Source organism: Streptomyces cylindrosporus, from assembly GCF_022698165.1.
Taxonomy (GTDB): Bacteria; Actinomycetota; Actinomycetes; order Streptomycetales; family Streptomycetaceae; genus Streptomyces; species Streptomyces cylindrosporus.
On sequence record NZ_JALDAY010000016.1, the window covers coordinates 143,843 to 168,964 of the forward strand.

The 25,122-nt window shown below is 69.7% G+C and carries 19 protein-coding genes; 13 read left to right on the forward strand and 6 right to left on the reverse strand.

Features of this window, described 5'->3' with window-relative positions:
- Positions 1-144 precede the first annotated feature (144 nt).
- A complete protein-coding gene (locus MQP27_RS42825; protein ID WP_242775736.1) occupies positions 145-1,812 on the forward strand; it encodes an RNA polymerase sigma factor in 1,668 nt (555 codons plus the stop codon).
- On the opposite strand, the gene MQP27_RS42830 is transcribed toward MQP27_RS42825, so the two are convergent.
- Together MQP27_RS42830 and MQP27_RS42835 are read right to left on the reverse strand one after the other, a co-directional pair.
- Positions 1,809-2,495 (reverse strand): glycerophosphodiester phosphodiesterase, encoded by a 687-nt coding sequence (locus MQP27_RS42830; protein ID WP_242775738.1) that lies wholly within the window; start codon positions 2,493-2,495, stop codon positions 1,809-1,811. The two genes, MQP27_RS42825 and MQP27_RS42830, sit on opposite strands and share 4 nt — an antisense overlap.
- A 34-nt stretch (positions 2,496-2,529) precedes the next feature.
- Positions 2,530-3,567 carry an adenosine deaminase gene (locus MQP27_RS42835; RefSeq protein WP_278197203.1) on the reverse strand — a complete coding sequence of 346 codons (1,038 nt, stop codon included), beginning with the start codon at positions 3,565-3,567 and terminating at the stop codon, positions 2,530-2,532.
- Positions 3,568-3,702: 135 nt separating this feature from the next.
- Here MQP27_RS42835 and MQP27_RS42840 point away from each other — a divergent pair, with 135 nt between their 5' ends.
- Positions 3,703-4,503, forward strand: a complete 801-nt coding sequence (locus tag MQP27_RS42840) for a DUF4190 domain-containing protein (RefSeq protein WP_242775740.1) — start codon at positions 3,703-3,705, stop codon at positions 4,501-4,503.
- Here MQP27_RS42840 and ybiA read toward each other — a convergent pair.
- The gene (gene ybiA, locus MQP27_RS42845; RefSeq protein ID WP_242775742.1) at positions 4,455-5,054 is read right to left on the reverse strand and encodes a riboflavin biosynthesis intermediates N-glycosidase; all 600 of its coding nucleotides are present in this window, start codon (positions 5,052-5,054) and stop codon (positions 4,455-4,457) included. The genes MQP27_RS42840 and ybiA overlap by 49 nt on opposite strands.
- 212 nt (positions 5,055-5,266) lie before the next feature.
- Here ybiA and MQP27_RS42850 point away from each other — a divergent pair, with 212 nt between their 5' ends.
- The 8 genes from MQP27_RS42850 to MQP27_RS42885 all read left to right on the forward strand — a co-directional run bounded on the left by MQP27_RS42850 (position 5,267) and on the right by MQP27_RS42885 (position 14,916).
- Entirely contained in the window at positions 5,267-6,802 is a 1,536-nt protein-coding gene (locus tag MQP27_RS42850; protein WP_242775744.1) for a gamma-aminobutyraldehyde dehydrogenase, read from the forward strand.
- Positions 6,803-6,856: 54 nt separating this feature from the next.
- On the forward strand, positions 6,857-8,107 hold the full coding sequence (locus MQP27_RS42855; protein ID WP_242775745.1) for an ABC transporter substrate-binding protein: 1,251 nt from the start codon (positions 6,857-6,859) through the stop codon (positions 8,105-8,107).
- Positions 8,104-9,267 (forward strand): ABC transporter ATP-binding protein, encoded by a 1,164-nt coding sequence (locus MQP27_RS42860; RefSeq protein ID WP_242775747.1) that lies wholly within the window; start codon positions 8,104-8,106, stop codon positions 9,265-9,267. Before MQP27_RS42855 ends, MQP27_RS42860 begins: the two co-directional genes overlap by 4 nt.
- Positions 9,267-10,190 carry an ABC transporter permease gene (locus tag MQP27_RS42865; protein WP_242775748.1) on the forward strand — a complete coding sequence of 308 codons (924 nt, stop codon included), beginning with the start codon at positions 9,267-9,269 and terminating at the stop codon, positions 10,188-10,190. Before MQP27_RS42860 ends, MQP27_RS42865 begins: the two co-directional genes overlap by 1 nt.
- Complete coding sequence (locus tag MQP27_RS42870; protein WP_242775749.1) at positions 10,191-10,991, forward strand: ABC transporter permease; 801 nt, start codon at positions 10,191-10,193, stop codon at positions 10,989-10,991.
- Between the two features lie 29 nt (positions 10,992-11,020).
- The gene (locus MQP27_RS42875) at positions 11,021-12,448 is read left to right on the forward strand and encodes an NAD(P)/FAD-dependent oxidoreductase (protein ID WP_242775751.1); all 1,428 of its coding nucleotides are present in this window, start codon (positions 11,021-11,023) and stop codon (positions 12,446-12,448) included.
- A gap of 130 nt (positions 12,449-12,578) precedes the next feature.
- Positions 12,579-13,043: a bifunctional DNA primase/polymerase gene (locus tag MQP27_RS42880; RefSeq protein WP_242775753.1), complete on the forward strand. Its 465-nt coding sequence runs from the start codon at positions 12,579-12,581 to the stop codon at positions 13,041-13,043.
- Between the two features lie 70 nt (positions 13,044-13,113).
- Complete coding sequence (locus tag MQP27_RS42885) at positions 13,114-14,916, forward strand: chitinase (protein WP_242775755.1); 1,803 nt, start codon at positions 13,114-13,116, stop codon at positions 14,914-14,916.
- Between the two features lie 49 nt (positions 14,917-14,965).
- Here MQP27_RS42885 and MQP27_RS42890 read toward each other — a convergent pair whose 3' ends face one another.
- The 3 genes from MQP27_RS42890 to gabT form a co-directional block, all read right to left on the reverse strand.
- Positions 14,966-16,750 (reverse strand): GmrSD restriction endonuclease domain-containing protein, encoded by a 1,785-nt coding sequence (locus MQP27_RS42890; protein WP_242775757.1) that lies wholly within the window; start codon positions 16,748-16,750, stop codon positions 14,966-14,968.
- 98 nt (positions 16,751-16,848) lie between these two features.
- The gene (locus MQP27_RS42895; RefSeq protein WP_242775759.1) at positions 16,849-17,670 is read right to left on the reverse strand and encodes a phosphatase PAP2 family protein; all 822 of its coding nucleotides are present in this window, start codon (positions 17,668-17,670) and stop codon (positions 16,849-16,851) included.
- Positions 17,671-17,901: 231 nt separating this feature from the next.
- Complete coding sequence (gabT, locus tag MQP27_RS42900; RefSeq protein WP_242775761.1) at positions 17,902-19,236, reverse strand: 4-aminobutyrate--2-oxoglutarate transaminase; 1,335 nt, start codon at positions 19,234-19,236, stop codon at positions 17,902-17,904.
- Positions 19,237-19,514: 278 nt separating this feature from the next.
- On the opposite strand from gabT, the gene MQP27_RS42905 reads away from it, so the two are divergent.
- The 3 genes from MQP27_RS42905 to MQP27_RS42915 all read left to right on the forward strand — a co-directional run bounded on the left by MQP27_RS42905 (position 19,515) and on the right by MQP27_RS42915 (position 25,096).
- Positions 19,515-21,638: an ATP-binding protein gene (locus MQP27_RS42905; RefSeq protein ID WP_242775763.1), complete on the forward strand. Its 2,124-nt coding sequence runs from the start codon at positions 19,515-19,517 to the stop codon at positions 21,636-21,638.
- Between the two features lie 124 nt (positions 21,639-21,762).
- Positions 21,763-23,424 carry a PucR family transcriptional regulator gene (locus tag MQP27_RS42910; protein ID WP_242775765.1) on the forward strand — a complete coding sequence of 554 codons (1,662 nt, stop codon included), beginning with the start codon at positions 21,763-21,765 and terminating at the stop codon, positions 23,422-23,424.
- A 226-nt stretch (positions 23,425-23,650) separates the two neighbouring features.
- Positions 23,651-25,096, forward strand: a complete 1,446-nt coding sequence (locus tag MQP27_RS42915) for an aldehyde dehydrogenase family protein (RefSeq protein ID WP_242775766.1) — start codon at positions 23,651-23,653, stop codon at positions 25,094-25,096.
- Positions 25,097-25,122: the final 26 nt, after the last annotated feature.

A 25,122-nucleotide genomic window follows, 5' to 3' on the forward strand; every position in this document is an offset into this window, starting at 1 on the left:
GCGCAAGGGAGTTGTGAGGGTTCACCCCTACGGGTGGGGCAGGTCCGTGCCGAAAAAGTGTTATCGCGAGGCCGCCCCCGCCGTCACCGGAGGTGTGATCTCCGACATTGCCAACCGCGGGGGCCCGGCTGAGAGGGTGCGGGCATGAGGACGTATGCCGAGACCGGACGGCACTGGCGTGCCACCATCACCGCGGCGCAGGCCGGTGACCGGCAGGCGCTGGACGAGCTGGTCGCCGGCTGGCTGCCGCTGGTCTACAACGTCGTCGGCCGCGCCCTGAACGGGCACGCGGACGTCGACGACGTCGTCCAGGAGACCATGCTGCGCGCGGTCGACAACCTCGGTTCGCTGCGCGACCCGGACAGCTTCCGGTCCTGGCTGATGGCCATCGCGATGCGGCAGATACGGGACCGGGCGCGCCGCAGGTCCCCGCAGCAGCTGGACGAGAGCGCGGCCCGCGAGGCCGCCGACTTCGCCGAACTCACCGTGCTGCGGCTCCAGTTGGAGGGCCAGCGGCGCGAGGTCGCGGAGGCGGTGCGCTGGCTGGACGACGAGGACCGGCAACTGCTGTCGCTGTGGTGGCTGGAGGTCGCGGGGGAGCTGACCCGGCGCGAGCTGGCCGACGCGGTCGGCATCAGCCGGCAGCACGCGGCGGTCCGCGTCCAGCGGATGAAGGAGCGACTGGAGACCGCGCGCGGGATCGTGCGCGCGCTGGACGGCGCCTGCCCCGGGCTGCGGGAGCTGACCGGCCGCTGGGACGGCCGCCCCGACTCGGTCTGGCGCAAGCGCCTGGCCCGGCACATCCGGGGCTGCGCCTACTGCGGCGACGCGCGCGAGTCCGTCGTACCGGCCGAGCGCCTGCTCGTCGGCCTCGCGCTGGTGCCGCTGCCCGCCGGCTTCACGCTCTCGCTGGCCTTCGGCGCCAAGACGGCCGCGGCCGCCACCTCGGCCGGCTGGTCCGCGAAGCTGCTCGGCGTCCTGACCAAGCCCGCCGTCGCCGTCACGGCGGGCGCGACGATCGTCGCGGGCGGCGCGTACGTCGTCACCCGGCCCGCCGACCCCTCGCCCCCGCGCGCCACGGTCACCCCCACGGCCGCGAGCACCCACCGCGCACCGCCCGCCACCGCCACGACCTCACCGCCGCCCTCCCCGTCCCCGTCACCGTCACCGACGAAGAAGACCGAGCTGTACGGCAGTGTCGTCGACGCCGTGGACACGGCACCGGACCCGGACACCCCGCCCGCCGCGCTGCCGCACCGCCCGGAGTCCGGCATCACCAGCACCGGCGGGGCGCACGCCGTCATGAACCACCGCGGCGACAGCGTGACCCTCACCGGCCGGGGCTATGTCCTGGTCCGCTGGCAGATCACCCCGTCGTCCCGCTCCGGCAGCCTGGTCCCGCCCGCCTGGACCGGCCTGAAGGGCAAGCTCTTCCACGTGGCCTCGGGCGGCGGCCGCCGCATGGACGACCCGGTCAGCGCGACGGACCCCACCGCCACCGGCATGGGCAGCACGACCACGGGCTACGACGTCCTGCCCGCCGGCACCCAGCAGATGTGGCAGAACGAGTACTTCTACCTCGACGGCACGGTCACCCTCACCGTGAACGAACGCGGCGCCGACTACGGCCTCGCCGTCTTCCCGAGCAGCTGGGACGCGGCGGAGAAGGACATCACCACCGGCCCCGCCCAGGGCGCCATCCGCTACGGCCTGGTCCGCGACACCGGCAAGGACGACACCCCGGTACCGCAGTACGTCACCCGGGCGACGCCCTCCGACCCGGCGACCGTGCTCCAACACTCCCGCGTCTAACCGGCCTTGCGCAGGGCGCACAGCAGGTCGACGCGGTTCGTGGTGATCGAGTCGACTCCCAGGCCGAGGAGGCGGCGCAGCGAGCGGCGGGTGTCGGGGGTCCAGGCCGAGACCAGATAGCCGGAGCGGTGGACGTGGGCCGTGAGGTCGTGGTCGAGCAGGGAGAAGCGGAAGTTGAGCCAGCGGGGGCGGATCGCCTCCAGGAGCGCGGGGCGGGCCGGGGCCAGGGTGGTGCGGGTCAGGGCGATCTCGGCGGACGGGTCGGCGCCCCGGACCGCGAGCATCTCCGTGGCGCCCGCGCAGTAGTAGACGCGGTCCCGCGCCCCGGCCTCGCGCACGGCGCCCACCACCCGGCGGGCCCCCTTCACGTCCGAGGTGCCGGGCAGGTCGATCATCAGGCGGCAGCCGTCGGTCGCGGCCAGCGCCTCGGCCAGCGTCGGCACCCCGCCGTCCGTGAGGCCGCGCACCTCGGCCGCCGACAGGGAGACGAGGGGGCGTTCGTGCCCCCACAGCCGCTCCAGCGTCTCGTCGTGCAGCAGCACCGGGACACCGTCCCGGGTGAGCCGTACGTCGATCTCCACTGCGTCCGCGCCCTGTTCGAGCGCGGACCGCAGCGAGCCGATCGTGTTCTCGCGGACGCGGTAGGGGTCGCCGCGGTGGGCCACGGCGGTCACGTTCTGCATGGCGCCCATTGTGCTGGTGCCGATCGTGCTCGTGTCAGGGGGCGAGCCAGCCCGCGGTGTACGTGTCGATCTCGTCCCTGATACGGGCCTTGCCCGCCTCGTCGAGGAAGGAGGCGTCGACCGCGTTCTTCGCGAGGGCCGCGAGGCCCTGCTCGTCGAGGTCGAGGAGGCGGGCGGCGACCGCGTACTCGTTGTTCAGGTCGGTGCCGAACATCGGCGGGTCGTCGGAGTTGATCGTCACCAGGATCCCGGCCTTCACGAACTCCTTGACCGGGTGCTCGTCGAGGGTGCGGACCGCGCGCGTGGCGATGTTGGAGGTCGGGCAGACCTCCAGCGGGATCCGCCGCTCGGCCAGGTGCTCCAGCAGCCTCGGGTCCTGGAAGGAGTTCGTGCCGTGCCCGATGCGCTCGGCGCGCAGATGCGTCAGGGCGTCCCACACCGTCTCCGGGCCGGTGGTCTCCCCGGCGTGCGGCACCGAGCGCAGGCCGGCCGCGATCGCCCGGTCGAAGTACGGCTTGAACTGCGGCCGCGGTACGCCGATCTCCGGCCCGCCGAGCCCGAACGAGACCAGCCCCTCGGGCCGCACCCTGTCGTCCGTCGCCAGCCGCGCCGTCTCCTCCGCGGCCTCCAGGCCGGCCTCGCCCGGAATGTCGAAGCACCAGCGCAGCACGGTCCCGAACTCGGCCTCGGCCGCCTTGCGGGCGTCCTCGATCGCGGCCATGAATGCCAGCTCGTCGATGTTGCGGCGGGTCGAGGACCAGGGCGTGATGGTCAGCTCGGCGTAGCGCACCTGCTGCCGGGCCAGGTCCCGCGCCACCTCGTACGTCAGCAGCCGGACGTCCTCCGGGGTGCGGATCAGGTCGACGACGGACAGGTACACCTCGATGAAGTGGGCGAAGTCCGTGAAGGTGAAGTAGTCGACCAGGGCCTCGGGGTCGGTGGGGACCTTGGAGTCGGGGTGGCGGGCGGCCAGTTCCGAGACGATGCGGGGGGAGGCGGAGCCGACGTGGTGGACGTGGAGTTCGGCTTTCGGCAGGCCGGCGATGAAGGCGTGCGGGTCTTGGGTGCGCAAGGGTTCTCCCCGGGTGATCGGCTGATCGGTGAATCGGGGTCATGGTAGGCAGATCGTCCGAGGGGGGTGCAGGCAGTGGTGGTGCCAGGCCCAGGCTTTAACATGGCGTGACGAACGACTGAGGGGGACAGTGACGTGGCGGAGCAGACACAGCCGGGTGGGGGTGCGCCCGAGCAGGATCCGTGGGCGCCGCCGGAGCGGAAGACCTCGCTGGAGAAGGGCGCCCAGCCGGCCGCTCCGCAGGATCAGCAGCCCTACTCGCAGGCCCAGTCGCCCGCCTCGCAGCAGCCCGCCGGGCAGCCGCCGTCCATGCACGACCAGGCCACCGTGACCTCCGTACCGCCGTCCGACGGCTTCGCCCCGCCCGGCACGGGTGCGCCCGGTGCGGCCACCCCGGGTTACGGCTATCCGGGCGCCCCCGCTCCCGGCTACGGCACCCCTCCCTACGGCGCCCCCCAGAACGGCTGGGCCGAGTCCGCCGTACCGCCCCCGCCGACGGCTCCCGGCGGCCCCGCGCCCCAGGGGCCCCCGCCGCCCGGCGGATACGGCTACCCCGCCTACCCGCAGGGCTACGGCTGGCCCGGTATGCAGCCGCCCCCGCAGAACGGCATGGGCACCTCGGCGATGGTGCTCGGCATCGTCTCCTGCTGCCTCTTCTGCTTCTACGGCGTCTTCGGTCTCGTCCTCGGCATCCTCGCCGTGATCTTCGGGATCAAGGGCAAGCGGCGGGCCGACCGCGGCGAGGCCACCAACCGCGGCCAGGCGCAGGCCGGCTTCATCACCGGCATCATCGGGATCATCCTGAGCCTCGCCATGATCGCCCTGGTGATCGTCGGGATCGTGCTCGCGATCAACGACAGCGACGACGGCTCGGACTACGACCCCTACTACAACTCCGCGCCCAGCGTCTCGGCCCCGCTGCTCGCCGAGAGCTGAGCCCGCGCCTCCATCAGCGCGAACCCCAGCAGGTTCGGCCCCCGCCAGCGCTCCGGATCCGCCGCGGCCTCGTCGTCCGCGGCGAGGCCGATGCCCCACACCCGGTCCACGGGGCTCGCCTCCACCAGCACCCGGTCCCCGGTGTTCAGCAGGAACTCCCGCAGCTCGGGGTGGGCCGCGAACTTGTGCACGCTGCCCTCGACGACGATCCGGAACCGCTCCCGCCGCCATATCTCCTCGTCGAAGCCGCGCACCAGCCGCCCCGCCTTCTTGGCGAGGGAGGGGTGCCCCGCGGCCAGCGCGCGTGCCTCCGCCTCCGCGTCGCCGAACAGCCGCGCTTTCCGCGCCATCATCCAGTGCTCGGCCGTCCCATAGGTCACCCCGTCCACCACGAACGGTGACGGCCACCACTGGCTCAGACAGCTCGGCCCCACCCGCCCGTCCGGTCGCGCGCGGTGCCCCCAGAAGTACAGATACTTGACCTTCAGCCCCTCGCGGACCGCGCTGACCAGCGCTTCCCGCGAGTCGATCTTCCCCGTGATCCTCTCCATGCACGCGAGTCTGGCAGGCACCACTGACACTCCGTCCCCCCTTTTCCATGCTCACTCGACACCTGGTCGACAGATTCCGTCGCGTAACCGAAAGGCAACAACGGAATCACTTGTAGGAGTCCCTTTGCTCTGTCAGGATCGGCACTCAAATCGAGCTGGAGCTACGCCACCCGCCCCCATGGAGCAGCGGGGCGAAGGCGGAGGAGAGCGACATGCAGAACCCGGGCACCGCCACCCCGGAACGATTCCCGGCGCAGGAGCGCTTCGCGGACGGCGCGCAGTTCATCGCGGGCCGCCCGGCCAAGGGCACCTCGGGCCGCAGCTTCGCGGTCGTCGATCCCGCGACCGGCGAGGACGTGTACACGTACGAGCTGGCCGGAACCGACGACGTGGACGCGGCCGTCGCCGCGGCCCGGGCGGCCTTCCCCGGCTGGGCGGGCGCGACCCCGGGCGAGCGCTCGGACGCGCTGCACCGCTTCGCCGCCGTGCTCGCCGACCGCGCCGAGGAGTTCGCCCGCGCCGAGTCCCTTCAGTGCGGCAAGCCGCTGAAGCTGACGCGCGAGTTCGACGTGCCGGGGACCATCGACAACATCGCCTTCTTCGCGGGTGCCGCCCGGCATCTGCAGGGGCAGTCGGCGGGGGAGTACTCCGGCGACCACACCTCGTACGTCCGTCGTGAACCCATCGGGGTCGTCGGGTCGATCGCGCCCTGGAACTACCCCCTCCAGATGGCCGCCTGGAAGATCCTCCCGGCGATCGCCGCGGGCAACACCATCGTGCTCAAGCCCGCCGAGCTCACCCCGCTCACCTCGCTGCTGTTCGCGCAGGCCGCGACCGACGCGGGCATCCCGGACGGTGTCGTCAACATCGTCACGGGGACGGGCAAGGAGGCCGGTGAGCATCTCGTCGGGCATCCCGACGTGGCCATGACCTCCTTCACCGGCTCCACCGCCGTCGGCAAGCGCGTCGCCGAGGTCGCCACCGCGACCGTCAAGCGCATCCACCTGGAGCTCGGCGGCAAGGCGCCCTTCGTCGTCTTCGACGACGCCGACCTGGAGGCCGCCGTCAACGGCGCGGTCGCGGGCGCGCTCATCAACACCGGCCAGGACTGCACGGCCGCCACGCGCGCGTACGTACAGCGGCCTCTCTACGACGCGTTCGTCGAGCAGACCGCCGCCCTCATGGACACCGTCCGGGTCGGCGACCCCTTCGCCGCGGGCACCGACCTCGGCCCGCTGATCTCGCACGTCCAGCGCGACCGCGTCGCCGGTTTCGTCGAGCGGGCGCGTTCCTACGCGCGCGTGGTGACCGGCGGCGAGGCTCCTCAGGGAGATCTCAAGAACGGCGCGTACTATCGCCCCACCCTGGTCGCGGACGCCGCCCAGGACAGCGAGATCGTGCAGTCCGAGATCTTCGGGCCGGTGCTGGTGGTCCTTCCCTTCGACAGCGACGACGACGGGATCCGGCTCGCCAACGACACCCCGTACGGCCTCGCCGCCTCCGCCTGGAGCCGTGACGTCTACCGGGCGAACCGCGCCACCCGCGAGATCAAGGCGGGCTGCGTGTGGATCAACGATCACATCCCGATCATCAGCGAGATGCCCCACGGGGGCTACAAGGCGTCCGGCTTCGGCAAGGACATGTCCGCGTACTCCTTCGAGGAGTACACCCAGATCAAGCACGTCATGTTCGACAACACCGCGGTGGTCCGCAAGGACTGGCACCGCACCGTCTTCGGGGACCGATAGAAGCAGTGCAGGCCGCCCGACCCGCGGCCGCCACTCCCGAAAGGGCATCAGCGCATGGAGCAGTACGAGCCCGACCGCCTCTCACCGGTCGTGGCGGCCGCGATGCGGCGCAGCCTGCACAAGAGCCGGGCGGCGGCGACATCCCGCCGGTCCCTGTTGCGTGCCTCCGCGGGCGGCGCACTCGCCCTCGGCGGTCTCGCCACCCTGAGCGGCTGCGGCATCCCCGCGGCCGGCAAGACGAGCGGCGGGGTCTCCGCCGACGACCACTCGGCCAAGGAGAAGGTCGTCAACTTCTCCAACTGGCCCGAGTACATCGACGTGGACGACAGCGAGAAGCGCCACCCGACGCTGGACGAGTTCCGCAAACGGACCGGCATCACGGTCAAGTACACCGAGGACATCAACGACAACGACGAGTTCTTCGGCAAGATCCAGCCGCAGCTCGCCGCCGGCCAGGACACCGGCCGGGACCTGATCGTCCTCACCGACTGGCTGGCCGCCCGCATGATCCGGCTCGGGTACGTCCAGAAACTGGACGCGTCCAACCTGCCGCACGCCTACGCCAACCTCTCGGACCAGTTCCGCAGTCCCGACTGGGACCCGGGACGCGCCTACTCGTACGTCTGGCAGGGCATCTCCACGGTCGTCGCGTACAACAAGAAGGCGCTCGACGGCGTCGAGGTGAAGTCGGTCTCCGACCTGCTCGACAACCCCAAGCTCAAGGGCCGGGTCGGCCTCCTGACCGAGATGCGCGACACCGTCGGCATGACCATGCTCGACATGGGCAAGGACCCGGCGAAGTTCACCGACGATGACTACGACGCCGTCATCGCCCGCCTCCAGAAGGCCGTCGACAAGGGCCAGATCCGCCGCTTCACCGGCAACGACTACACGTCCGACCTCACCAAGGGCGACTTCGCCGCGTGCGTCGCCTGGGGCGGCGACATCATCCAGCTGCAGGCGGACAACCCGGACGTCGGCTACGTCATCCCCGACAGCGGCTACATGACGTCGACCGACAACATGCTGATCCCGAACAAGGCCCGGCACAAGACGAACGCCGAACGGCTCATCGACTACTACTACGAGCCCGAGCCGGCCGCCGAACTCGCCGCCTACATCAACTACGTCAGTCCGGTCGCGGACGTGGCGCCGTACCTCGCCAAGATCGACAAGTCGGCGGCGACCAATCCGCTGATCCTTCCCGACAAGGCCATGCAGGCGAAGTCGCACGCCTTCCGCTCGCTGAGCTCGAAGGAAGAGACGGCCTACCAGCAGAAGTTCGCAAAGCTCACAGGGGCGTGACGAGGATGAAGACCACAGACAGCAGCGGCGACGTCCGCCTCTCCGGAATCGGCAAGACCTACGGCTCCTTCACCGCCGTACACCCGCTGGACCTGACCGTGCCGCAGGGCTCCTTCTTCGCCCTGCTCGGCGCGTCCGGCTGCGGCAAGACCACCACCCTGCGGATGATCGCCGGCCTGGAGGAGCCCACCAGCGGCACGGTGTTCCTGGGCGACCAGGAGGTCACCCATCTGCCGCCGTACAAGCGGCCGGTGAACACCGTCTTCCAGTCGTACGCCCTCTTCCCGCACCTCGACATCTTCGAGAACGTCGCCTTCGGCCTGCGCCGGCGCGGCATCAAGTCGGTGAAGAAGCAGGTCGAGGACATGCTGGAGCTGGTCCAGCTCGGCGAGCAGGCGCGCAAGAAGCCGCACCAGCTCTCCGGCGGCCAGCAGCAGCGAGTGGCCGTGGCCCGCGCCCTCATCAACCACCCCAAGGTGCTCCTGCTCGACGAGCCGCTCGGCGCCCTCGACCTCAAGCTGCGCCGCCAGATGCAGCTGGAGCTCAAGCGCATCCAGACCGAGGTCGGCATCACCTTCATCCACGTCACGCACGACCAGGAGGAGGCCATGACCATGGCCGACACGGTCGCCGTGATGAACGCGGGCCGCGTCGAGCAGCTCGGCTCGCCGACCGACCTCTACGAGAACCCGAACACCACGTTCGTCGCCAACTTCCTCGGCACCTCCAACCTGATCGAGGCCGAGGTCGACACCAAGAGCGGCGACGACATCGTCCTCAAGGCGGGCGGCGGCAAGCTGGTGCTGCCCGAGTCGCGATGTTCCGCGCCGACGACCACCGGCGGCAAGGTGCTGGTCGGCGTGCGCCCCGAGAAGATCTCCCTCACCCACGCCGACGACGCGGGCGAGATCTCCGAGGGCCGCAACCGCATCACCGGCAAGATCGCCGACTCCTCCTTCATCGGCGTCTCCACCCAGTACGTCATCGACAGCCCCGTCTGCCCCGAGTTCGAGGTCTACGCCCAGAACATCGACCGGGACGCCCGCCTGGTGCCCGGCGCCGAGGTCGTCCTGCACTGGAACCCGGCGCACACCTTCGGCCTCGACGCGGCCCAGGACATCGACGCCGGCGTCGCCGAGGTCGAGGAGGACGCCGCCTGATGGCCGCCGTCACCGAGGCGCCACCCCTGGCGCCGGTCCCCGAGAAGAAGCCCCCGCGCAAAAGGGGCCGCTGGACGCCGTACCTGCTCCTGCTGCCCGGTCTGCTCTGGCTGATCGTCTTCTTCGCGCTGCCGATGATCTACCAGGCCTCCACGTCCGTGCAGACGGGCTCCCTGGAGGAGGGCTACAAGGTCACCTGGCACTTCGCCACCTACTGGGACGCGCTGTCCGAGTACTGGCCGCAGTTCCTGCGCTCGATCCTGTACGCCGGTGCCGCGACGATCCTGTGTCTGCTGCTCGGCTACCCGCTGGCGTACCTGATCGCCTTCCGTGCGGGCCGCTGGCGGAACCTGATCATGATCCTGGTGATCGCGCCGTTCTTCACCAGCTTCCTGATCCGCACGCTCGCCTGGAAGACGATCCTCGCGGACAGCGGCCCGGTGGTCGGCGCGCTCAACTCGCTGCACATCCTGGACCTCACCAACGCCCTCGGCTGGACCTCCGGCGACCGTGTGCTGGCCACGCCACTGGCCGTGGTGTGCGGTCTGACGTACAACTTCCTGCCGTTCATGATCCTGCCGCTCTACACCTCCCTGGAGCGCATCGACGGACGGCTGCACGAGGCGGCGGGCGACCTGTACGCCAAGCCCTTCACGACCTTCCGCAAGGTCACCTTCCCGCTGTCGATGCCCGGTGTCGTCTCCGGCACCCTGCTCACCTTCATCCCGGCGGCCGGTGACTACGTCAACGCGGAACTCCTCGGCTCGACCGACACCCGCATGATCGGAAACGTCATCCAGACGCAGTTCCTGCGAATCCTGGACTATCCGACGGCCGCGGCCCTTTCCTTCATCCTCATGGCCGCGATTCTGCTCATGGTCACCCTCTACATCCGCCGGGCCGGGACGGAGGATCTGGTCTAAATGCCTTTCGTCAACTGGCTCAAGCGCCATCTCGTCGTGATCGCGGGACTGATCACGCTCGGATATCTGCTGCTGCCGAACGTCGTCGTCACGGTGTTCTCCTTCAACAAACCGAAGGGGCGCTTCAACTACGAATGGCAGCAGTTCTCCACGGACGCCTGGAAGGACCCGTGCGGGGTCGCCGACATGTGCGGCTCGCTGTCCATCAGCCTCCAGATCGCCTTCTGGGCGACGGTCGGCGCGACCGTCCTCGGCACGATGATCGCCTTCGCCCTGGTCCGCTACCGCTTCCGCGCCCGCGGCTCCGTGAACTCGCTGATCTTCCTGCCGATGGCCATGCCCGAGGTGGTCATGGCGGCCTCGCTGCTCACCCTGTTCCTCAACCTGGGTGCTCAGTTGGGCTTCTGGACGATTCTCATCGCGCACATCATGTTCTGCCTCAGCTTCGTCGTCGTCGCCGTCAAGGCGCGCGTGATGTCGATGGACCCGCGCCTGGAACAGGCCGCCCAGGACCTCTACGCCGGCCCGGTGCAGACCTTCCTGCGCGTCACCCTGCCCATCGCGGCCCCCGGAATCGCGGCAGGTGCGCTGCTCTCCTTCGCGCTCTCCTTCGACGATTTCATCATCACCAATTTCAACGCGGGCTCGACCGTCACCTTCCCCATGTTCGTCTGGGGTTCGGCACAGCGCGGAACACCCGTTCAGATCAATGTCATCGGTACGGCCATGTTCCTGGTCGCCGTACTGTTGGTGCTTTCCTCGATGATCATCAGCAATCGCCGCAACAGGCAGAAGGCATAACCGCACAGCCCTGGTAGGGAGTTGAAATCATGGCCCCAAGCGCCATGAGTCGTGGCAACAACTGGACGAAGTCCCTTTCCGACGCACAGCCGGTCCCGTACTGGCTCGAAGACCCCGGCAAGCCCCACCCCGAGCCCGCGCTCACCGGCGCCGAGACCTGCGACCTGCTGGTCGTCGGCGGCGGCTACAGCGGACTGTGGACCGCGCTCATCGCCAAGGAGCGCGACCCGCAGCGGGATGTCGTCCTGCTGGAAGGCCGTGAGGTGGGCTGGGCCGCCTCCGGCCGCAACGGCGGCTTCTGCGCCGCCTCCCTCACCCACGGCCTGCCCAACGGCCTGACCCGCTGGCCGGAGGAGATCCGCAAGCTCCAGGAGCTGGGCGCCCGCAATCTCGACGAGATCGAGAAGGCGGTCGCCCGGCACGACCTCGACTGCGACTTCGAGCGCACCGGCGAGATCGACGTGGCGACCGAGACGTACCAGGCCTGGGAACTGCGCGACTGGTACGAGGAGATGGAGCGCGAGGGCCTCGCCGAGGGCGTGGAGTTCCTGGACGCCGAAGCGGTACGGGAACAAGTCGACTCACCGACATTCCAGGCGGGTCTGTGGGACCGCCGGGGCGTCGCCATGCTCCACCCCGCCAAGCTCGCCTGGGGCCTCAAGCGCGCCTGCCTGCGCCTCGGCGTCCGGGTCTACGAGCACACGCCCGCCCTCACCCTGAAGACCTACGGCGCCGGCATGGCCGTACGCACCCCGTACGGCTCGGTCCGCGCCCGCAAGGTCGCGCTCGGCACCAACATCTTCCCGAACCTGGTCAAGCGGGTGCGCGCGTACACCGTCCCGGTCTACGACTACGCCCTGATGACCGAGCCGCTGAGCGCGGAGCAGCTCTCCTCGATCGGCTGGAAGAACCGCCAGGGCCTCGGGGACTCTGCGAACCAGTTCCACTACTTCCGGCTGTCCGCCGACAACCGGATCCTGTGGGGCGGTTACGACGCGATCTACCCGTACGGCGGCCGGGTGCGCCGCGAGTACGACGACCGACCGGAGACGTACGCCAAGCTCGCCGGGCACTTCTTCACCTGCTTCCCGCAGCTGGAGGGCGTCCGCTTCACGCACGCGTGGGGCGGCGCGATCGACACCTGCTCGCGCTTCTCGGCGTTCTTCGGCACCGCCCACCAGGGCAACGTCGCGTACGCCGCCGGGTACACGGGCCTCGGCGTCGGCGCCACCCGCTTCGGGGCCGACGTCATGCTCGACCTGCTGTCCGGCGAGGAGACCGAGCGCACCTCGCTCGAAATGGTCCGCAAGAAGCCGCTGCCGTTCCCGCCCGAGCCCTTCGCCTGGACCGGCATCGCGCTCACCAAGTGGTCGCTGGCCCGCGCGGACGCGCACGGCGGCCGGCGCAACCTGTGGCTGCGGACCATGGACAAGCTGGGCCTGGGCTTCGACAGCTGAGACCGGCGCGCCGGTCGGATGTGATCCAGTTCACTCGCAATTGGTTCTGCAAACCCGCGTAATGCCCGCCGGAGACCTCCCTCTCCCTCGTGACGCGACTCGCGTCGACGACAGAGAGGGAGGTCTTCTCATGACTGGGGCGAAGACGGCAGTCGAGTGGCTGGCATCGGTAGCTCCCGATCCCGAGGCCTGCCGTTGGGAATGGGAACGCAATCCCCTGGGGGTCGCGCTGCTGCCCGCGGGCAAGGCCTGGGACGTGCTCATCCTGCCCGCCGACCTCGGCTATCCGACGCTCGACGTGCTCACCCGGATCATCGACCAGCCCGGCCCGGTGCTGGTCGACTTCGGGGACGCGCGCATGGGCTTCTTCGTGCCGCCCGGCACGGCGGCCCGCTGGCTAGGCACCGGGATCCGTACGGCCGGGGCCGGCACCTGGATCGTCGTGCCGTACCCGGGCCGCTCCACCGGCGGGGTCCGCTGGCTGGTCCCGCCGGACGGCTCGGGCACCCTCACCGACCCGGCGCTCCTCGAACTGGCCATGCACGAGGCGGCGGCGGGGCTGGCCATAGAGGAGGGGGAGGACGGGAGGTCTTGACAACCCGGATTGGTCTGGACCAAGTTGAGTGCGCTCCACCCCTCCAATTCCCCCATGCCCGGAGGTACTTGTGGACCGCCCAAGACGCACCAGACCCGTCCTCGCCGCGCTCACGGCCGTACTCCTGACCGTGCCCGGCATCACCGCGCTCTCGTCGGCCGCCCGTGCGGCCGACGCGGACCTGGCGCGCAACGGAGGCTTCGAGTCCGGCCTCGACGGCTGGTCCTGCACAGCCGGTACGACCGTCAACTCACCCCTCCACAGCGGCAGTTCGGCACTCCAGGCGACCCCGGCCGGCAGCGACAACGCACAGTGCGCGCAGACCGTGACCGTGCAGCCGAACGCGCAGTACACGCTGAGCGGTTACGTCCGCGGCTCCTACGTCTATCTCGGCGCGTCCGGCACCGGCACCACCGACGTCTCCAGCTGGACCCAGTCCGCCCCCGACTGGCAGAAGCTCACCACGACCTTCACCACCGGTGCCGCCACCACCAAGGTGACCATCTACACCCACGGCTGGTACGGCACCGGCGCCTACTACGCCGACGACGTCTCCCTGGTCGGCCCGGGCGCCTCCACCGGCCAGCCACCGGCCGCGCCCACCGGCCTCAAGGCCGGCACCGTCACGTCCTCCTCGGTCGCCCTGTCCTGGAGCGCGGTCACCGGCGCCACGAGCTACGCGATCTACCGCGACGGCACCAAGGTCCAGACGGCGAGCGGCACTTCGGCCACCGTGAGCGGACTGTCCCCGTCGACGGCGTACAGCTTCCAGGTCACCGCGGTGAACGACGCCGGCGAGTCCGCGAAGTCGGCCGCGGTGACGGCCACCACGACCGCCGGGTCCACCGGATCGTCGGACCTGCCCACCCACGCCCTGGTCGGCTACCTCCACGCGAGCTTCGCCAACGGCTCCGGCTACACGCGCCTGGCCGACGTCCCCGACAGCTGGGACGTCATCGACCTGGCCTTCGGCGAGCCGACCTCCACCACCTCGGGGGACATCCGCTTCAACCGCTGCCCGGTGTCGGAGTGCCCGAACGTCGAGTCGGACGCCGACTTCAAGGCGGCGGTCAAGGCCAAGCAGGCGGCCGGCAAGAAGGTGCTGATCTCCATCGGCGGCGCCAATGGCCAGGTCCAGCTGACCACGACCGCGGCCCGGGACACCTTCGTGTCGTCGGTCTCGTCCATCATCGACACCTACGGCCTGGACGGCCTGGACATCGACTTCGAGGGCCACTCGCTCTCCCTGAACGCCGACGACACGGACTTCAAGAACCCGAAGACCCCGGTGATCGTGAACCTGATCTCGGCGCTGAAGACCCTGAAGGCGAAGTACGGCACGAAATTCGTGCTCTCCATGGCCCCGGAGACGTTCTTCGTACAGATGGGCTACCAGTACTACGGCACCGGCAAGTGGGGCGGCCAGGACCCGCGCTGCGGCGCCTACCTCCCGGTGATCTACGCCCTCCGCGACGACCTGACCCTGCTCCACGTCCAGGACTACAACTCGGGCCCGATCATGGGCCTCGACAACCAGTACCACTCCATGGGCGGCGCCGACTTCCACATCGCCATGACCGACATGCTGCTCACCGGCTTCCCGGTCGCGGGCGACGCGAACAACGTCTTCCCGCCCCTGCGCCCGGACCAGGTGGCGATCGGCATGCCGGCGTCGACGAACGCGGGGAACGGTTACGTGGCCCCCGCGGAGGTGGTGAAGACCCTCGACTGCCTGACGAAGAAGTCGAACTGCGGCTCGTACGGCACCCATGGCACCTGGCCCGCCCTGCGCGGCCTGATGACCTGGTCGGTCAACTGGGACCGCTACTCGAACTGGGAGTTCCAGCGGACGTTCGACGGCTACTTCGGCTGAGGCGCTGAATGTGATGCCCGACGGAAAGGTGTCGGGCATCACATTCAAATTATCGGCTGAATCTTTTTGCTGCAGACAATGCTTCCGCAGTCGTCATTTTCCGCAGCCCATCTCCGTCGCGGACATAGTATTCGCCTTCAAACCCGGAGAGATCTCGCTGTGCCGGTATCCTCGCCACCACGTAGGAGCGCCCAGAATAAGAGATCGTATCTATGTTCGCGAGAATGTCACCCTTCAAGGGATCATCCAATGCGGACGACTGTATAGCCTGAATGATATGACGCACGTAGGATGCCATGTCGATGCCCAGAACGAGGCATTCTCGATCAATGCCGAACAATACTTGCCGAGCCAGCGGTACGGGCGTTATTGAGTCGAGTTCGGAAATTCGTTTAGCGGCGGCTTCATTATCGGCCACTCCGAAAATGACATAGCCGTCTGCCTCTGGCCCCGTGTTGGCTATGGCCGACATCAATTTGGGTAGCTTCCTGAGGAGATCCCTGTTGATCGTACGCCTCTTGTCGAGTGAGACGATTCCCTGTTTGAACTCATATCTGGCGCTTTCGATGGGGGCTCGTCTGATCAGGTTTGGAAATTCTATCTCCATTGCCGGACCGTGAGTCAACGCGCCCCTGGGCGACTCGGTGAAGTATTTATCGATGAGGCCTCGCACAATATCTATGTTCGCTTGGCGCTGCGCCTCAGTCGTGGTGTTCCTGCTGGGCGTTAACTTACCGGTCACCCTATATATCGCGGCGAAAGCGCCGTGGGGATCAGTGAGCTGCTTTTCTCTTCGGATCATCAGATCGAAGAAGGCCATAAACACCGCGTAGAAAGGCGTCTTTGCCGAGGACCACCCACTCGTGCTGACGTGAGAGCGGAACGCTCCCACCACATCAGGTTTCGTGGAGTCCACCATTGTTTTCATGGCTCCGAGCACGACCTTGACGTCATCGGCCAACTTTTCCGTGCCGTACGCGGCAAGGTCTGCAGCCAATGATTTACTCTCCGCAGCCTCCAGGTCGAAATACTTGTCCAGGACGTCGGAGCTGACGCTGAAGGTATTTCCGCGTACTGCTGAAATGCAGATGTCGGCCAGCAGTTGCTCGTCCTCGCTCTGCTGGAGCTGCTTTGTGCTCAACACTCCAAGACTGCACCAGAAAGTCTCTTCCGCGGCGATCCCGTAGCCCAGCCGCTCGCGAGCGGAGTCGATAGATACGACAGGCATCTTCGTGAGAGGGAGTACGTCCGGCGATCCATCGTACCGAAATTCTGAGGCTAGGCGCCTCAGTAGCCGGACGAATTCGCTCACAACTCCGGCTTGCCTTTTTTCTTGCGCGCTCAACTGGCGCCCACCCGAGTTAATGCGCCGAAACACTTCAGTCACTTGTGTTTCTTCGCTGGAGCTGAAGATGGTCACCGCAAGTTGATAATCCAGGAGGTCTGCGCATTGAGATGCCGTTATCAAATCCGGCTTATTGGGCTCTCGCGTGAAGGCGCCCGATTCCGATAACTGGCGAGCTCTCGAAAATTCGGCCAGATCGAAGAATCTGGGCGTTCCGTTCTCAGTGGTAAGTCCGTATCGCTGCTCAATGAATCCAAACACGGCGTCAAGGCGTTGCATCCCATCAATTATTTCGTAGTTTTGATCGGATGTCTCCGCCAAGAGGAATAGTGGGATCGGGAATCCACGCAGAATGCTGTCGATGAGGTGGGCTTTCTCGTCGACGCCCCATACCAGCTTTCTCTGATAGTTTCGGTTAACTGTGAGCTTTTCGCTGCGGTAAAGGTTGTACGCTTCTTGGATCGACATTCCGCGCGGGGTGATTGACATGATTCCTCATGATCGCATGTATTGAGGGGGCTAGGCCGATCATGGTCGCGCGCTGTTAACCGGTGCGCAGTCGGAGGGTTGATTCTTTTGGGTAATGCCTAGTTAGGGTGTTGATTTGCGTTCGATCGTGATCGGTTGCGTGATTCGCGGAGAAGCAGCCACAGCGAGCACAGCAGCACCGTGCACAGGCACCAGCTGGCCACCACGTCGAGCGGCCAGTGGTAGCCGCGTCGTACGAGACCGAAGCCCACGGCGAGGTTGACGACGGCGCAGGCGATCACCAGCTCACGCCGGGCGTAGGCGCTGCTCAGCCAGGGGAGGAGGAGCAGGGTCGCCGCGCCGTACGCGATCGAGGCCGTCGCGGTGTGGCCGGAGGGGTAGTAGCCGGTGCCCGGCGGCACGGCCGGGGTGCCCGGGCGGTCGACCAGCACCTTGAGCGGCACGATCAGCGCCGGGACCAGCGCCATCAGGACGGCGGCCGCGAGCGGCGGCAGCCACCAGCGCGGCGTCCCGGCGCCACGGCCGCGCCAGGCGACGTACACGAGGACGACGGCGAGCACCGGGACCGCGACTTGGACGTTGCCGAGGTCGGCGAGGAGTTCGGAGAAGCGGTCCGGGTGGACGAGGGCCCGGCTGACCCGCTCGTCCACGCGCAGAAGCAGGCCGTCGGAGACGACCTGCCAGGTGATCAGCGCGAAGAGGAGGGCGGGAAGCCCGAGAAGGAGGAAGGAGGCCGGCCGCCCCGGAACAGGGGGGGTAGTTCCGAGGCGGCCGATCAGATCGGATCGACGCCCGTCCCGGGGGGTTTGGGGCGGGCGACTGTCCGATCGGTGAGGAGATCCGGAGCCGGAAGCTCCGTGTGTGTGCGCGAGGGCACGACCAGGTCGTAGCTGGGGAGGCCACGGCCTGAGATCGCCCACAGTCCCCTGTGGGCGGGGTGTATCTCTCATCTGGGTAGAACCTACGGCAGGGGGTGGCCGGAAAACAGGCGGAATCGCGTCCCGTCATGCACCTCGCACACGTTCTTCACACGGCCTGACGCCGACCGCCCCAGCCCCGGAATCGCGGCGCTCGCGAGGGCTGGGACGGGTGGGGCGCAGGAGGTCGGCACCCTGTGCGTGAGCTGCGGATTCCGTGTGGTTCCGGGTGGCTCAGATCCGTGCGAAGGCCTGCTCGATGATGTCGAGGCCCTCGTTGAGCAGGTCGTCGCCGATGACCAGCGGGGGCAGGAAGCGGAGGACGTTGCCGTAGGTGCCACAGGTCAGGACCAGCAGGCCCTCCTGGTGGCAGGCCTTGGCCAGCGCCGCGGTGGCCTCCGGGTTCGGCTCCTTGGTCGCCCGGTCCTTGACGAGCTCGATCGCGATCATCGCGCCGCGCCCGCGCACATCGCCGATGATGTCGAACTTCTCGGCCATGGCGGTGAGGCGGCCCTTCATGGTGGCCTCGATCGCCTTCGCCTTCCCGTTGAGGTCGAGCTCCTTCATGGTCTCGATGGCGCCGAGCGCACCGGCGCAGGCGACCGGGTTGCCGCCGTAGGTGCCGCCGAGGCCGCCGGCGTGGGCGGCGTCCATGATCTCGGCGCGCCCGGTGACGGCGGCGAGGGGCAGACCGCCGGCGATGCCCTTGGCGGTGGTGATGAGGTCCGGGACGATCCCCTCGTCCTCACAGGCGAACCACTGCCCGGTCCGGCAGAAGCCACTCTGGATCTCGTCGGCGACGAAGACGATCCCGTTGTCGGCGGCGAACTTCCGGACGGCCGGCAGGAAGCCCTTGGCGGGCTCGATGAAGCCGCCCTCGCCGAGCACCGGCTCGATGATGATCGCGGCGACGTTATCCGGGCCGACCTGCTTGGTGATCTGGTCGATGGCCTGCGCGGCGGCCTCCGGGCCGGCGTTCTCCGGGCCGGTGGGCCAGCGGTAGCCGTAGGCGACGGGGACGCGGTAGACCTCGGGCGCGAAGGGCCCGAAGCCGTGCTTGTACGGCATGTTCTTCGCCGTCAGTGCCATGGTGAGGTTGGTCCGCCCGTGGTACCCGTGGTCGAAGACGACGACGGCCTGCCGCTTGGTGTAGGCACGCGCGATCTTGACGGCGTTCTCGACGGCCTCGGCGCCGGAGTTGAACAGCGCGGACTTCTTGGCGTGGTCACCGGGGGTCAGCTCGGCCAGCGCCTCCGCGACCTCCACGTACCCCTCGTACGGGGTGACCATGAAACAGGTGTGGGTGAAGTCGGCGAGCTGGGCGCTCGCGCGGCGTACGACGGCCTCGGCGGAGGCGCCGACGCTGGTCACGGCGATACCGGAACCGAAGTCGATCAGACGGTTCCCGTCGACGTCCTCGATGATCCCGCCGCCCGCGCGCGCGGTGAACACGGGCAGCACGGAGCCCACGCCCTGCGCGACCGCGGCGGTACGGCGGGCCTGCAGCTCCTGCGACTTCGGACCGGGGATGGCGGTGACGACGCGGCGCTCCTGCGGAATTGCGCTCATGCGGGGCTCCTGGGGGTGTTGCGGGCTTACGGACGGCCGGGCTGGAGAGCCGGAGGGCCGGAGAACCGTTTACGGCCTCTTGTCTTCTTTTCTCGCAGGCTAGGACGGGGAGAGGGGGGTGGGCATGCTCCATGTGGGCGTTGTCGCGGATTCGGGTTGTCCGCGGTGGACATGGCGCCCATCGCGATGCGCGGCCACGTAAGCGGTGAACTCCCCATGCCGGGGCGTTAGATTGACCGCTGATGGTGGACGGAACGGCTGGTCAAGGGGCGAGGGCGATGGACAGCGACGGGACGCGGGACACGCGGGGTACGCATGCGAACCCCGTGCCACGTCCGGCGGGGCCCCCGGAGGTGCCGGCGATGCCGGTCAGGCCGCCCGCGGCGCCGGGGGTGCCGCCGCGGCCGGACGGGTCGGGGTTCCTGGCGTGGCTGCGGGCGCCGCGGCCGGAGGCGCTGCCGGGGGTGTGGCGGTTCGGGTACCGGCCGCGGCCGGAGCAGGAGCCGGAGCTCATTCCGGCCCGGCAGCTGATCGGCGGCGCGGTGATCGCGTTCCTCGTCGGCTGGCTGATCTGGTCGCTGTTGTGGAACGGCTACCTCGGCGGCTGGTGGCTGCTCCCGCTCTACGCGATGATCCCGGACTCCTGGGCCCAGCCGCACAGCTTCGCGTCGGTCGTGGTCGTCTACGCCTACTACGTGCTGATCGCCCTGGTCATCATGATCGGCGTCGGCAGGCTCGGCCGCTGGTCCGAGATCTGGCGTCGATACGGCCCGCCCGCCTGGCGTCAGGTCAAGCCGCGCGCCGAGCGTCCGCCCGCCCCCGACCAGGACCCCGCCGAGTGGCCGCAGCTGCGTGCCGCCGGAGCCGTCGACGCCGCCGAGCGGCTGGCGGCCGAGGCCCGGGCCGGGCTGATGCGGGACGTCGACCTGGCTCGGATCGCCCGCGCCTGGCAGGGCGTGCGCAGTGGCCGGCACAGCCTCGCCGCGTTCACCGGCGCCGTACTCAAGGACGGAGCCGCCGCCTGTCTGCATCCGTCCGGCGAGCGCGACCTCCCGGCCCGGCTGGCCCGGCACGACCTGCTCACCGGCCAGGTGCGGCTCGGCACGACCGCCGACGACCCCCGCAATCCGTACGTGTACCGGGGCGCCGGCCTCGGCCTCGGCCCCGACCTGCTCGGCACCTCCCTGCTGGCGGTCGGCCCGGCCGGCTCCGGCAAGACCGGCACGGTCGTCCGGCCGCTCGCCGAGTCCCTGTGCCTGCACGCGCTCGCCGGACGCGCCGCCGTGGTCGTGGTCGGCGCGGCGGGCGCCGGGCTCGGACCGATCGACGCGTACGACGTCGTCGTACGGATCGGGAATCCGGAATCCGTCTACGACCTGGACCTGTACGGCGGCACGGCCGACCCCGACGAGGCGGCGGCCGTGCTCGCCGAGGCGCTGGTCGGGGACCTCGCCGATCCGCACCCGGGCAGCGACAGCCGGCGGTCGACGACCGTGCTGGCGCAGCTTCTCGGGCCCTTCCGGGCGGTCCACGGGCGTTTCCCCTCCGTGCCGGAGCTGCGGCAGCTGCTGGACGGGGCACCCGGGCCGCTGGCGGAGCTGCGGGCGGCGCTGGAGGGCTCCGGGCAGGAGTCGTTGCTGCGCGAACTGGACGCCCGGCAGCGGCAGTCGGGGCACCCGGGTGACGTGGCGGCGGTGCTCGCGGACCGCGTGGCCCTGCTCGACCGGCCCGCCTTCGCCGGGTTCTTCGACACCTCCGGGCAGTCGAAGCCCTTCTCGCTCAAGGCGCTGGATCATCCCGTCCGCGTCCGGATCGACCTGCCCGAGCGCGGGCACGCCGATGCCTCGCGGATGCTTGCGCGGCTGGTGTTGGCGCAGTTCACGGCGAGTGTGGCGGTGCGGGAGGACCGGTCGCTGTTCGCCTGTCTGGTGCTGGACGACGCGACCGGGGTCGTGACTCCGGAGGCCGTACGGGGGATTCAGCGGTTGCGGTCGGCGAACGCCGGGGCCGTGCTGACCCTGAGGACGCTCGACGATGTGCCCCGGCCGCTGCGCGGGCCCCTGCTCGGGGCCACCGGATGCCGGATGGCGCTGTCGGGACTCACCCCCTGGGACGGGCAGGACTTCGCCGAGGTATGGGGCAAGGAGTGGACCGAGGCGCGGGACGTCACCGACCGGCAGATCATCGCCGAGACCCCGGCCGGCAAGGCCGTACACATGCTGCGACGGGTGATCACCGGCAAGGCGCCCACCGCGCGCGCCGTGACCGTGCGCCAGGTGGAACGGGAGCGGTGGTCGGCATCGGAGCTTGCGCACGGCGTCCCGCCGGGCCACGCCGTGCTGTCCCTGACCAGTGTGAAGGGGGAGCACGCTCCGCCGCTGCTGGTGGATCTGCGGGCATAGGGCCCGGGTCTGGACTTCGGTACGGCGGGCTGTCGTACGGTGAGGCAGAATCTGCATCAGCCGTTCATACACGGCGGCCAAATGATCACAAGGTTCGCCCGATCCCCGCAGACCTGAAGGCCCCATGCCACCCACGCTCGCCTCGCTCGTCCATCATTCCGCGCTCAAGCTGACCGTGCGGGCGGGCGAGGACCGCCTGGACGTGCCCGTCCGCTGGGCGCACGTCAGCGAACTCGCCGACCCCGTGCCGTACATGGAGGGCGGGGAGCTGCTGCTGGTCACCGCGCTGAAACTGGACGCGGAGGATCCGGAAGCGATGCGGCGGTACGTGAAGCGGCTGGTGGGGGCGGGTGTCGTCGGGCTCGGGTTCGCCGTCGGGGTGAACTACGAGGAGATCCCCAAGGCGCTCGTCGACGCGGCCAAGGAAGAGGGGCTGCCGCTGCTGGAAGTGCCGCGGCGCACTCCCTTCCTCGCCATCAGCAAGGCCGTGTCCGCGGCGATCGCGGCGGACCAGTACCGCGCGGTGACGGCCGGCTTCGCCGCGCAGCGCGAGCTGACCAGGCAGGCACTGGCCGAGGGACCGGAAGGGCTGCTCGCCGCGCTCGCCTCGCAGGTCGACGGATGGGCGGCGCTGTACGACGCCTCGGGCGCCGTCGTCGCGACCGCCCCGGAGTGGGCGGGGCGGCGCGCCGCGCGGCTGACGGCGGACGTGGAGCGGCTGCGCGAGCGGCCGGCACCGGCCTCCTCCGTGGTCGGCGGACCGGAGAACGAGGACCGCGTCGAACTCCACTCCATCGGCACCGGGCGACGGCCGCGCGCCGCGCTCGCCGTCGGCACGGCCGCGGCGCCGGGTACGGCGGAGCGCTACGCCGTCCATTCGGCGATCGCGCTGCTGACGCTCACGACCGAGCGGTCGCGTTCGCTGCACGCGGCCGAGCAGCGGATCGGGGCGGCGGTGCTGCGGATGCTGCTCGCCGGGGAGCCGGACCACGCCCGGGCCGTGGCGGGGGATCTGTACGGGGGGCTGCTGGACGCGCCCTTCCGGATGATCGTCGCCGAGTCGGCCCCGGTGGCACGGATGTCCGTGGACTCGCACGCGCATCTGGAGGTCGCGGGGAAGACGAACCCGGCCGACAGGGCGGAGGGCGACCCGCTCGCCGGGCTGACCGAGGCCGTGGAGGCGGCGGCCGCGCGGGCGGGGGAGGCCGTGCTGGTCGTACCCGAGGGAGACGGGGAAGGGATGCGGCTGGTGGTGCTGGCCGCGGACGGGGGAGCGGCGGTGGGCGCCTGCGCGGACTACGCGAGCGCGATGGAGGCCGCGCGGGGCGGTGCGGTGCGGGAGCAGACCGGTGCCGACGAGGACGAGCTGGTGATCGGGGAGTCCGCGCCGGTCGGGCCGATCGCCGCGGCGGCGGGGTACAAGCAGGCCGAGCAGGCGTTGTCGGTGGCTCGGCGGCGAGGGCGGGTGTTCGTGGAGCACGAGCAGCTGGCGGCGGGGTCGGTGGTGCCGTTGCTGGCCGACGACGCGGTGAAGGCGTTCGCGGACGGGTTGCTGCGACCGCTGTACGAGCACGACGCGACCGGGCGGGGGGACCTGGTGGCCTCGCTCAGGGCGTGGTTGTCGCGGCACGGGCAGTGGGACGCGGCGGCCGCGGATCTGGGGGTGCACCGGCATACGCTGCGGTACCGGATGCGGCGGGTGGAGGAGATCCTGGGACGGTCGCTGGACGATCCGGATGTGCGGATGGAGCTGTGGCTGGCGCTGAAGGCGACGTCGGCGGAGTAGGCACCCGGCGTTGGTGGGGCCGTCGCTGGGGGCTGCCGCCCCCAGACCCCCGCTTCGGCCTGGGCGGCCTCGTCCTCAAACGCCGGACGGGCTGAAATCGCCAAACCGGCGCGTAGATGTCCCCCACCACTACACCCCGGCCAAACACCCCCACCCCCACCCCGTCCTACCGTGGACCCGAAAGCCAGCAACATCGCCCCCAACAGGGAAGGGCCGGGACTCGCACATGACTTCCACCACCGCCTTCTGGCTCGCCGGCCGCCAGGTCACCGGCGAGGACACGTTCGACGTCACCTCGCCCTGGGACGGGCGGCTCGTCGGCAAGGTGAGTGTGCCGACGGACGCGCAGGTCGAGGAGGCCGTCGCCGCCGCGTACGCCGTGCGGGACGAGTTCGCCGCCACGCCCGCCCATGTGCGTGCCGCCGCCCTCGACCACGTCAGCCGGCGTCTCGTCGAGCGCACCGAGGAGATCGCCCAGCTGATCTCCGCCGAGAACGGCAAGCCCATCAAGTGGGCGCGCGGGGAAGTCGGCCGTGCCGTCTCCGTGTTCCGGTTCGCCGCCGAAGAGGCCCGGCGCTTCAACGGCGGTGAGGCCCAGCGTCTCGACACCGACCTCGGCGGCCAGGGCCGGCTCGCCCTCACCCGCCGCTTCCCGAAGGGCGTCGTCCTCGGCATCGCGCCCTTCAACTTCCCGCTGAACCTCTGTGCCCACAAGGTCGCCCCGGCGATCGCGGCCGGTGCGCCGATCATCCTCAAGCCGGCCCCCGCCACCCCGCTCTCCGGCCTGATCATCGGCGACCTGCTCGCCGAGACCGAGCTGCCGGCCGGCTCCTGGAGCATCCTCCCGGTCGCCAACGACAAGATGCCCGCCCTCGTCCAGGACGAGCGCCTGCCGGTCATCTCCTTCACCGGTTCCGAGAAGGTCGGTTACGCGATCATGGACTCGGTGCCGCGCAAGCACTGCACCCTGGAGCTGGGCGGCAACGGCGCCGCCGTCGTCCTCGGCGACTACGCCTCCGACGCCGACCTGGACTGGGCCGCCACCCGCATCGCCACCTTCTCCAACTACCAGGGCGGCCAGTCCTGCATCTCCGTGCAGCGGGTCATCGCCGACGCGTCCGTGTACGACCGGCTGCTCCCGCGCATCGTCGCCGCCGTCGAGGCCCAGGTCACCGGCGACCCGGCCGACGACAAGACGGACGTCGGCCCGCTGGTGAGCGAGGACGCGGCCAAGCGCGTCGAGTCCTGGGTCAAGGAGGCCGTGGAGGCCGGGGCGACGCTGCTCACCGGTGGCGACCGCGACGGCGCCTCCTACGCGCCGACCGTCCTCACCGACGTACCGGCCGACACGACGATCTCCTGCGAGGAGGTCTTCGGGCCCGTCCTCACCGTGCAGAAGGTGGACGGGGAGGTGGAGGCCTTCGCCGCTGTCAACTCCTCCAAGTACGGCCTCCAGGCGGGTGTGTTCACCCACGACCTCCAGGTCGCCTTCCGCGCCCACCGCGCGCTCGAGGTCGGCGGCGTCGTCATCGGTGACGTCCCCTCCTACCGCGCGGACCAGATGCCGTACGGCGGCGCCAAGCAGTCCGGTGTCGGCCGCGAGGGCGTGAAGTTCGCGATGGACGACTACACGTACGAGCGGGTGCTGGTGCTGACGGGCCTCGCCCTCTAGTAACTCGCTCTCTAGTAACGACAATC

Coding starts and splice junctions, on each gene's coding strand:
- MQP27_RS42915 (WP_242775766.1), top strand. CDS start 23,651: ATGACTTCCACCACCGCCTTCTGGCTCGCCGGCCGCCAGGTCACCGGC.
- MQP27_RS42905 (WP_242775763.1), top strand. CDS start 19,515: ATGGACAGCGACGGGACGCGGGACACGCGGGGTACGCATGCGAACCCC.
- MQP27_RS42830 (WP_242775738.1), bottom strand. CDS start 2,495: ATGCAGAACGTGACCGCCGTGGCCCACCGCGGCGACCCCTACCGCGTC.
- MQP27_RS42890 (WP_242775757.1), bottom strand. CDS start 16,750: ATGTCAATCACCCCGCGCGGAATGTCGATCCAAGAAGCGTACAACCTT.
- ybiA (WP_242775742.1), bottom strand. CDS start 5,054: ATGGAGAGGATCACGGGGAAGATCGACTCGCGGGAAGCGCTGGTCAGC.
- gabT (WP_242775761.1), bottom strand. CDS start 19,236: ATGAGCGCAATTCCGCAGGAGCGCCGCGTCGTCACCGCCATCCCCGGT.
- MQP27_RS42875 (WP_242775751.1), top strand. CDS start 11,021: ATGGCCCCAAGCGCCATGAGTCGTGGCAACAACTGGACGAAGTCCCTT.
- MQP27_RS42825 (WP_242775736.1), top strand. CDS start 145: ATGAGGACGTATGCCGAGACCGGACGGCACTGGCGTGCCACCATCACC.
- MQP27_RS42855 (WP_242775745.1), top strand. CDS start 6,857: ATGGAGCAGTACGAGCCCGACCGCCTCTCACCGGTCGTGGCGGCCGCG.
- MQP27_RS42910 (WP_242775765.1), top strand. CDS start 21,763: ATGCCACCCACGCTCGCCTCGCTCGTCCATCATTCCGCGCTCAAGCTG.
- MQP27_RS42850 (WP_242775744.1), top strand. CDS start 5,267: ATGCAGAACCCGGGCACCGCCACCCCGGAACGATTCCCGGCGCAGGAG.
- MQP27_RS42880 (WP_242775753.1), top strand. CDS start 12,579: ATGACTGGGGCGAAGACGGCAGTCGAGTGGCTGGCATCGGTAGCTCCC.
- MQP27_RS42865 (WP_242775748.1), top strand. CDS start 9,267: ATGGCCGCCGTCACCGAGGCGCCACCCCTGGCGCCGGTCCCCGAGAAG.
- MQP27_RS42870 (WP_242775749.1), top strand. CDS start 10,191: ATGCCTTTCGTCAACTGGCTCAAGCGCCATCTCGTCGTGATCGCGGGA.